This is a genomic window from Vibrio sp. 1457 (assembly GCF_033340195.1).
GTDB classification, from domain to species: domain Bacteria; phylum Pseudomonadota; class Gammaproteobacteria; order Enterobacterales; family Vibrionaceae; genus Vibrio; species Vibrio alginolyticus.
Genome location: NZ_JAWOWA010000006.1, coordinates 232,815 through 241,591, shown reverse-complemented (window position 1 = coordinate 241,591; position 8,777 = coordinate 232,815). Strand labels below are relative to the sequence as shown.

Genomic DNA, 8,777 nt, shown 5'->3' with positions numbered 1-8,777 from the left:
CTGAAACTCAGTATATTGTATAAAAGTCGCTCAACTTTAGGAGGTTTGGTTTCTCGTCTGAATTACGCAACAAAGCCCCTCCTGGACCAAATATACCTTTTACATGAGGCCAAGAAGCGAGTTCTTCTGTGTCTAAGTCATAACCTAGATTAAGCATTATGGTTCCTAGCACTTTATTACTATCTTTTAAATAAACTAAAGTTTCGGAAGGAATCTCAACTGAAAAATCAACAAGCAAAAAGTAGCGTTCCGGAATGAGTTCATGATAACTAGGGTTTTTAGTATCAATGATCGTTATTTTAGTTTCTGTATTTTTAGAAAGCATTTCCTTAAAGTTTTCACTCTGTAAACTTTGTTGAGTGAGCATTAGGATTTCAGGCTTTTCCATATACTGTTCCATAATGTTTCTCATACTTTCAGTGACTTAACATTCTTAAATTAGTAGTTAATCGTCAGCACTTAGTTTGATATGTAAGTGCTAGTTCACAGAGTAAAGTTATTTGCTACTTTTTTAAATTCTAAAGTTATTAAAAAGAGAACCAAAAAAAGTGTTTCTCATAAAAGAAACACTTTTAACACATTCAGGTCACAGAAATTATTAAGAGTTTACTAAATTAGGCAACCTAATATTGCAATAGCATTACACCGGTAACGAGTTGTCTGAAATATTTTCCTTTGCCCAAATAAGTGCTTGAACTCTATTTTTCACATCAATCTTCTTGAAAATATTATGTAAATGCGTTTTTACCGTATTCTCGCTTACAAATAATTGTTCAGCGATTTGTTGATTGGACGCCCCCATGGAAAGAAAGGTAATTATTTGTTGCTCTCGTTTGGTCAGAATAGCGGAAACATTCTTATTTATAGGTTTGCAATGTCGACGAAGGTAAGTAATGTACTGCTGAGAAAACTTACGACTGAACCACATATCTCCTTGAAGCACCTTACCAATACCAACTTGCAACGTTTTTATATCATCAGAGGTATAGAAAATACCGGCCAAAGTACGCCAAGCAAAGAGATCTTCTGTCGATATGGATTGCTCACAATTAATTAAGATTTCAAGCGTGTCTTTCTGCTTGGCCGCTTTAAACTCCGCATAACGGCGAAAAATTTCATCCGTGATCACGCTGCAATCAACAATAATGGCTGATGAAAGAGATTCATGTAACACTCCGTGAATCAGATTATCTGGCGTGATTAGAGCAACACTAATACCGAGTTTGGTCTCCAATACATCTTTCAACAGAGATGACTGTAGACTTCCCTCCGTGATTAAAATAACGTTTCTTTTTTTTTGCTGCTCCATCCTGATCGCATTCCCTTGGTCGTTTTTATTGAAATACGCAATAGATTTAGATAGAGCGGTAGTATTGTCAAGTATGAAAATCACTAGTACTAATTAATAACTCATTGAAATGTCAATAATTTTTAAGTGGCAAGTATGTGAGAGGTATTAGCATTTTTCAGACATTAAAAAAGGGAGTATAAACTCCCTTTTTGTGTTTGAGCAGGTGATTTAATCACGCACGTTAGAGGTAAAACACCACCTAACTTAGTGGATTGGAACTGCGTTTTTTTGGTTAAACTTACCAAAGTGTTGTTCTAACACTTCTGGCGTCAGCTTACCTTCCGCTTCCAGCTTTTTCAGCTCAGCGACGATCGCTTTTTGCTCTTCTAGCGACGGCAGTTTTACTTCTGGCTCCTGAGCGGTTTCTTGAGAAATTTGCTCTAGTTCTTTTTCGAAGTCATTCATAGTACTTACCTAAAATTAATGATTGAACTTTTAAACTTCGCCTATTCTATCCAACTCTATAACTTGAAGCTACCAACCATCTTGTCTAAACGAGAAGAGAGCGCTTGAAGATCGCGACTTGCATCCGCCAACTCTTCTGCTGTCGCGGTTGTCATTTCATTTATCGCGTTGATTTCTTCGATATTTTGATTAATGGTATGCACCACCGTGGATTGCTCTTCCGTCGCCGTTGCAACTTGTGTATTACGATCAGAGATGTCGGTGATTCGTTCAGAAATACTGATTAATACCTCGACTGCTTCATCGGTAGAAGTAACCCCTTCAATGGTGACCGCTTTGCCCGCTTCCATAGCACTTACCGCGTCTTGTGCGTCACTTTGAAGCTGATTGATCATGCGCTGAATCTCTTCTGTAGAATCAGCCGTGCGTGAAGCTAGGTTTCTTACCTCATCAGCAACAACCGCAAAACCACGTCCCTGCTCACCAGCACGAGCAGCCTCAATTGCAGCGTTTAGCGCAAGTAAATTCGTTTGCTCAGAGATGTCACGAATTACACCCAGAATCGAGCCAATATCTTTGGTTGTCGATGCCAACTGCGTAACAACAATATTGGTTGTTTCAACATCATCGGCTAGGCGGCTGATCACCTCTTTTGCTTTCATCACAACTTCTCGACCAGTTTGAGTGTTATCTGAAGCCTGATTTGCCGTATCAGCAGCGGTAGCAGCGTTCGATGCAATTTCACTGATGGTCGCACCCATTTGGTTGATAGCTGCAACTACTTGAATGGTTTGATCACGCTGCTCTTGGCTGTTGTCGTGTGTGGATGTTGCTTTCGTTGACACACTTTCTGCCGCTTGACTTAATGAGCCACTGGTTAAAGCAACCTCTTTCATCGTGGCATGAATCTTCTCAATAAATCCATTAAAGCCTTTTGAAAGCTGAGCAATTTCATCATTACCCTTAATTTCAATACGCTGCGCCAAATCGCCTTCACCTTGCCCAAGGTCGGTAAAACGATCGGCAATCAGTCGGATTGGTTTCGTAATGCTGTTTGCCAACCATACGCCCATGAGAATGAATACAACGGCAACAATGATGGTCGTAAACAGCATTTTTTTAGCTGTCGCATTCAGGTCTGCGAATACTTCATCAACGGGAACCACGCCAATAACAAACCAGTTCATTGAAGGAACATACAAACTAGAAACAAAAGTATCCTGCCCTTCAAACTCCACATTAATTAGGTTGAAGCTATTTTTGTTCAACAGCGCACTTGCGTCACTACCAAATAGTTTAGTGATAGAAGTTTGGTTCTTACCTTGTTGGCGGTGTATTTGAATCTGGCCTTGTTCATTAGTGAGGAACACGTAACCCGTATCTTCAATTTTAAACCCATTGAGCAAAGCAACCATGTCTCCCATAGATTTAGAGAGACCTGACATTGATGTACCATTAAGATCTTGGAAATTGGCAAACATTTTCACTTCGCCATTTGCCTCTTGGAACACACTCACGGACGTTTCTTGACCAGACGACGTAAATCCAAAGAACCAAGCATCTTGCGTTCGGTTAAGTTGACGTAAGAATCCGTTTTGATTCCAGTAATATGCCGTTTGACGATTCGCTACCGACGCATCATTAAGACCATACTGTGATTTAACGTTATTGAGCTGCTGAACCAACTGAACTTCTACTGACGGATCACGGTCTGTATTAGATAGGGCTTCAACAATAAATTCGTTTGTAGCCAGCTGTTTTGCCGCTTGTTGCATTTCGACAACTTCGCGGTCAATTTCGGTATTGATTTGCTGCAACATCGCAGGTAGCTCGATGTCAATAAGACGATGGCTCAATACATCTCTCGCATGACGCTGAGCCATAACACCAACAATGATTGTTGATGCTAGAACAGCAAACGTAATGCCAAGTACAACCTTCTGTTTGATGCTCAAGGAATGAAGTTTCAACATATTCGGACCTTTTAAAAGAATCACTTGTTATTGGCCCCACAAGGGGAATCAGGTGCATATCTCATGACACGCACACCACGGAATCTTTATCGGCTCATATGTACAAAACTAGAGGCATTTCTCATTATATTATGAAAAATAAATGTAACACACTGTCAAATAAGCACTTTCAGAGATAGCACGTACTTGCAATTCTCTGTAGCGTCCCAATATTGAAAAGATAAATTGCAATAGAGCGTTGGAACTTTTTTCACATGGAAAATGACCAATACTCAACACGAAAATCACATGGATACCGAGAGTCCAAAGCATGCATAAATCTAACTTCGAAACTCTTCAGCAATACTTAGAGTCGCAGATCATCGGACAGCAAGATCTGGTAAAGCAACTGCTTGTTGCGCTTCTTGCGGATGGGCATATTTTAGTTGAAGGCCCTCCTGGGTTAGCAAAAACTCGTGCAGTAAAATCACTCTCAGACTGTGTTGAAGGTGACTTCCACCGAATTCAGTTCACCCCTGACTTGCTGCCAGCCGATTTAACCGGCACCGATATCTTCCGTCCCGAAACCGGAGAGTTCACTTTCCAGTCAGGTCCTATCTTCAACTCGCTTATTCTTGCGGATGAGATAAACCGTGCACCAGCCAAAGTACAAGCGGCAATGCTTGAAGCAATGGCAGAGAAACAAGTCACAGCAGGTCGTCATACCTACCCGCTGCCAGAGTTGTTTTTGGTTATGGCAACTCAAAACCCGATAGAGCAAGAAGGGACCTACCCCCTTCCTGAAGCGCAGCTAGACCGCTTTTTATTGCATTTAGAAGTGGAATACCCAGATGCAGAGCATGAGCTATCTATCTTGCGTATTAACCGCGGAGAAGCAAAGGGCGAAGTAAAGGTTGAACGCCCAATGTTAAGCCAACAAGATATATTCACTGCACGTAAAGAGGTGTTGGATATTCATATGGCAGAAACGATAGAGCAGTACATCGTCCGTTTAGTTATGGCGACACGTCAAGCCAACGAATATGACACTGAGTTGGACAAGTGGTTGTCAATGGGTGTGAGTCCGCGTGCCACCATCGCTCTTGATCGCTGTGCACGTGCGCACGCTTGGCTTGCTGGTCGTGATTTTGTCTCTCCGGAAGATGTTCAAACCATGGCTTATCCGGTACTGCGCCACCGTTTATTGTTGAGTTACCACGCTCAAGCGGAAGGCATTACGGCAAACCAGGTCATCGATAAACTGCTAAACCTTGTTGGCAGTGCATAAACAGGTGAGTGATATGTCCGCTACACATTCATTACCACCTCATGCGAATGGGGTGACATTAACCCTTGAAGAGCTGCTCCAATATCGCACTCAATCTGTACTTTGGTTACCACCAGCACAGAGTCTCTGGTCGCAGATGAGTGGTAACCATACCAGTCGCCAAAAAGGGCGAGGTATGGATTTTATGGAGGTGCGCCAATATCAACCTGGCGACGATATTCGCAGCATTGATTGGCGAGTCACCGCTAGGACCGGTAAAGCACATACAAAATTGTTTGCAGAAGATAAAGAGCAAGCGGTCATTCTTTATCTTGATCTAAGTTCTAGTCTACATTTTGGATCTAAGTATGTACTCAAATCCGTTCAATTGGCCCACTTTGCCAGTGTTCTAATTTGGCTAACTCTAGCTAAAAAAGATCGCATCGGCGCAGTGATTGATGACGGACATCAATGTCTTGAATTTCGCCCCTCTTCTTTACAAAGACAAGGGCTGCGGATTCTTAACGCCATAGTCGACATACATAATGCGCAAGTAACTCGTACTGCAAGCAACGACACTCGTACACTGCCTTATACACAAGTATTGGAGACACTTCATACGCTCACCCCAAAAGGCAGCGAATTGATTATGCTCAGTGACTTTGCCCACGTAACACCAACGGAACTGGCACAACTACGTCGACTCAAACAACACAATAGCGTAAGGGCCGTTCAGTTTTATGATCCGTTAGAAAGAGGCGAAACAGACTTTAGAGGTCAAGTGAAAGCTTCGGATGGGCTGCATAGTCAATGGTTTAACTTTGGCTCTAAAGGACAACGAAGAGAACTCGAAAGCCACTTTACCCAACATCAAGAAACCATTAAGCAGCAGTGCCATTCGATAGCAATTCCATTTAACACGCTATCAAGTGGCTGGCCCTTAATTTCACAATTAAGCTAACAAACTGACAAGCAGTATTTATTAAGCAGTAATAATAATGACAACAAACAACCAAAGCCTAGACCTTGAACCTTTGATTTTGCCAAACGCTCCGGATTGGTTTCCGCTCGCTTGGGGATGGTGGGTGGTGCTTGCAGCCACCTTGCTCTTCGTTTTCGGCATTTGTCTTTATGTGAGATGGCGTAAAAAACACTTACGCGCAAAAAAGACAGCATTAACACTTTTAACTCAACCTACCGCGCCTCATACCCCCTCTTCTGCTCTGGAAATATTGCGCCAGGCAGCATTGAGTTACTTTCCGCGTGAAGAGATCGCACCATTAACCGGAATCGCTTGGTATAAATTTCTCGATAGCCATACCAAAGAAAGTCGATTCGTAGACAAACAACATCAGTGGCAAGAAGCGTTGTATCAGAATTCTTCCCAAGGGCAGCATCAAAGCTTGGTAGACGATTGTGTCTTTTGGATAACCTACGCTTTGCCACCAAAGAAAAAGGCAAATAACCGTGACTGAGCAAACACTCATAACCGATCTTGCCCAATGGCTAAACATTGAATTTGTCTGGTGGTGGGCACTGTTTTTGTTGCCCATCCCATGGCTGGTATACAAGTTCCTGCCACAAGAATCTCAACAAGCCGAGATCAAATTGGCGTACTTACCAACCAATGAGAATCGCAGCAAGCCTAAGCAAGCGCTGCAAAAAGCACTTTCAATCGCGATCTGGGGCCTTCTTGTCGTCGCGTGTGCGCGTCCAGTTTGGTTTGGCGATCCCGTTGAATTCCAACCCAAATATCGGGACTTGATGTTAGTCGTCGATCTGTCCGGTTCGATGCAGCAGGAAGACATGGAACTCAACGGCGAATATATCGATCGCCTCACAGCAGTCAAAAAAGTTCTGTCTGATTTCGTAGCAAAGAGAAAAGGTGACCGTCTCGGAGTTGTTTTGTTTGGCGACCATGCTTATTTGCAAACACCACTCACTGCAGACCGCAAAAGCGTCATGCAACAGATTAATCAAACCGTCATCGGCTTGGTTGGTCAACGAACCGCCATTGGTGATGGTATTGGGTTAGGCACAAAAACCTTTGTAGACAGTGATGCTCCCCAACGAGTCATGATTTTGCTCAGTGACGGCAGCAATACTGCAGGGGTGCTCGAGCCGCTAGAAGCAGCGGAAATTGCGAAAAAATACAACGCCACTGTTTACACCGTGGGCGTGGGCGCTGGTGAAATGATGGTAAAAGAGTTTTTCATGACTCGCAAAGTCAACACCGCAGCCGACTTAGATGAACAAACACTGACTAAAGTGGCAGAGGTGACAGGTGGACAATATTTTCGAGCGCGAGATACAGAAGAGCTCGAAAAGATTTATGACACCATCAACCAGCTAGAACCCGTATCTAGCGACACACAAACTTGGCGCCCTCAGTCTGAATGGTTTCCATATCCATTAAGCGCTGCATTTGTATTGTCGGTATTGTTATTCCTATTAAGGAGAAAACATGGCTGAGTTTATTTTCCTCAATCCTTATTGGCTTTTGGGGCTCATCGTGATCCCTATTGCACTCTTGCTTAATCACAAATTTAGAGCCCAAAAGTCCACACTGATTGCCCCTCACCTATCGCGGATGCTCGGACAAAACACGCAGTCTAAGCATTACTTCACTCTATGGGGTTTAGCTTGGGCAATAACTTGCATTTCATTAGCGGGGCCAAGCTGGCAGTCCAATGCTCGACCAAGCTTTGAGTTAAACCAAAACCGTATCTTGGTGCTTGATATGTCTCGCTCTATGTTTGCTACAGACATCAAACCCAATCGGCTAGCACAAACACGTTATAAGGCGCTCGATTTGCTGCCTAAATGGAAAGAGGGAGCCACTGGACTTATTGCTTACGCTGGCGATGCCTATAACTTAAGTCCACTGACAACTGATTCCAGCACGCTTGCTGGCATTATCGAAAATTTGTCACCAGAGCTGATGCCTTTTCAAGGAGCAAACCTGCCTGCCGCGATTGAACTTGCGATCAACCAGTTTTCTCAAGCAGGCACGCAACAAGGCGATATCATCGTGTTAGCGGATGATCTTGATACGTCAGAGCTGTCTCGCGCGTTAGATTTAGTCCAAGGTACAAAGTTTCGCATTTCTGTTCTTGCCGTCGGGACTCCTAACGGTGCGCCTATCGCGCTGCCCGATGGATCTCTGCTAAAAACTGCACAAGGCACAACCGTCGTAGCGAAAACAAATCTGAAAAATCTACAAACGCTAGCGAATAAGACTGGTGGCCTATTTGTTCCTATTCAACACACCAACCGTGATGTTGAAAACATCGCGGCCTTTACCAATAACATTGGTAGCCAGCTTTCTGCAACCCAAAGCGAAGAAGTTAAAACTGACTCTCGTCTCAACAGTGGCTTTTGGTTACTGCCGTTGTTACTTCTTCCTGCGGCTTTACTGTTTCGACGCGACCTGATTTGGATGGTAGTTGCGACTGTAGTCCCAGTAACGTGGACACCGCATGCAGAAGCTAATCCGTTCTTAAATGCCGACCAACAAGGAGCGGAACTCTACAAGCAAGGTGAGTATGAACAGGCGCAAAACCTATTTACAAACCCAAGCTGGAAAGGAGCCGCCAGTTATCAAAAAGGTGACTACGAAGCCGCTATCGAAGCATTTTCTCATGATGCCTCCCTTAACGGCCGCTATAACCTCGCCAACTCGCTCGCTCAAAATGGTCAATTAGAAGATGCGGCTGATTTGTATAAAAAGCTGCTAGAGGAAAAGCCTAACTTTGAAGCCGCGAAGAAAAACCTATCGGTTGTAGAAGAAAAGCTAAAACAG

The 8,777-nt window shown here is 43.5% G+C and carries 8 protein-coding genes and 1 pseudogene; 5 read left to right on the top strand and 4 right to left on the bottom strand.

The window, feature by feature from the left end:
- Positions 1 to 82: 82 nt before the first annotated feature.
- The 4 genes and pseudogenes from R7Z41_RS09140 to R7Z41_RS09125 all read right to left on the bottom strand — a co-directional run.
- Positions 83 to 412: pseudogene (locus tag R7Z41_RS09140) on the bottom strand (helix-turn-helix transcriptional regulator); the annotation flags it as partial.
- 228 nt (positions 413 to 640) lie between these two features.
- Positions 641 to 1,309 (bottom strand): LuxR C-terminal-related transcriptional regulator, encoded by a 669-nt coding sequence (locus R7Z41_RS09135; protein WP_065275456.1) that lies wholly within the window; start codon positions 1,307 to 1,309, stop codon positions 641 to 643.
- A 246-nt stretch (positions 1,310 to 1,555) separates the two neighbouring features.
- Positions 1,556 to 1,756: a restriction endonuclease subunit S gene (locus tag R7Z41_RS09130; protein ID WP_005375165.1), complete on the bottom strand. Its 201-nt coding sequence runs from the start codon at positions 1,754 to 1,756 to the stop codon at positions 1,556 to 1,558.
- Between the two features lie 56 nt (positions 1,757 to 1,812).
- Positions 1,813 to 3,729, bottom strand: coding sequence for a methyl-accepting chemotaxis protein (locus R7Z41_RS09125; protein WP_017821859.1), 1,917 nt, complete (start codon positions 3,727 to 3,729; stop codon positions 1,813 to 1,815).
- Positions 3,730 to 4,039: 310 nt separating this feature from the next.
- Between R7Z41_RS09125 and R7Z41_RS09120 the strand changes: the two genes are divergently transcribed.
- The 5 genes from R7Z41_RS09120 to R7Z41_RS09100 all read left to right on the top strand — a co-directional run.
- Positions 4,040 to 4,996 (top strand): AAA family ATPase, encoded by a 957-nt coding sequence (locus tag R7Z41_RS09120; protein ID WP_005383914.1) that lies wholly within the window; start codon positions 4,040 to 4,042, stop codon positions 4,994 to 4,996.
- Between the two features lie 13 nt (positions 4,997 to 5,009).
- On the top strand, positions 5,010 to 5,936 hold the full coding sequence (locus R7Z41_RS09115; RefSeq protein ID WP_065275457.1) for a DUF58 domain-containing protein: 927 nt from the start codon (positions 5,010 to 5,012) through the stop codon (positions 5,934 to 5,936).
- Positions 5,937 to 5,973: 37 nt separating this feature from the next.
- The gene (locus R7Z41_RS09110) at positions 5,974 to 6,450 is read left to right on the top strand and encodes a DUF4381 domain-containing protein (RefSeq protein WP_065275458.1); all 477 of its coding nucleotides are present in this window, start codon (positions 5,974 to 5,976) and stop codon (positions 6,448 to 6,450) included.
- Complete coding sequence (locus R7Z41_RS09105) at positions 6,443 to 7,447, top strand: vWA domain-containing protein (RefSeq protein ID WP_047103941.1); 1,005 nt, start codon at positions 6,443 to 6,445, stop codon at positions 7,445 to 7,447. Before R7Z41_RS09110 ends, R7Z41_RS09105 begins: the two co-directional genes overlap by 8 nt.
- A partial coding sequence (locus R7Z41_RS09100) for a VWA domain-containing protein (protein ID WP_225477348.1) occupies positions 7,440 to 8,777 on the top strand: 1,338 nt, incomplete at its 3' end. The genes R7Z41_RS09105 and R7Z41_RS09100, both read left to right, overlap by 8 nt.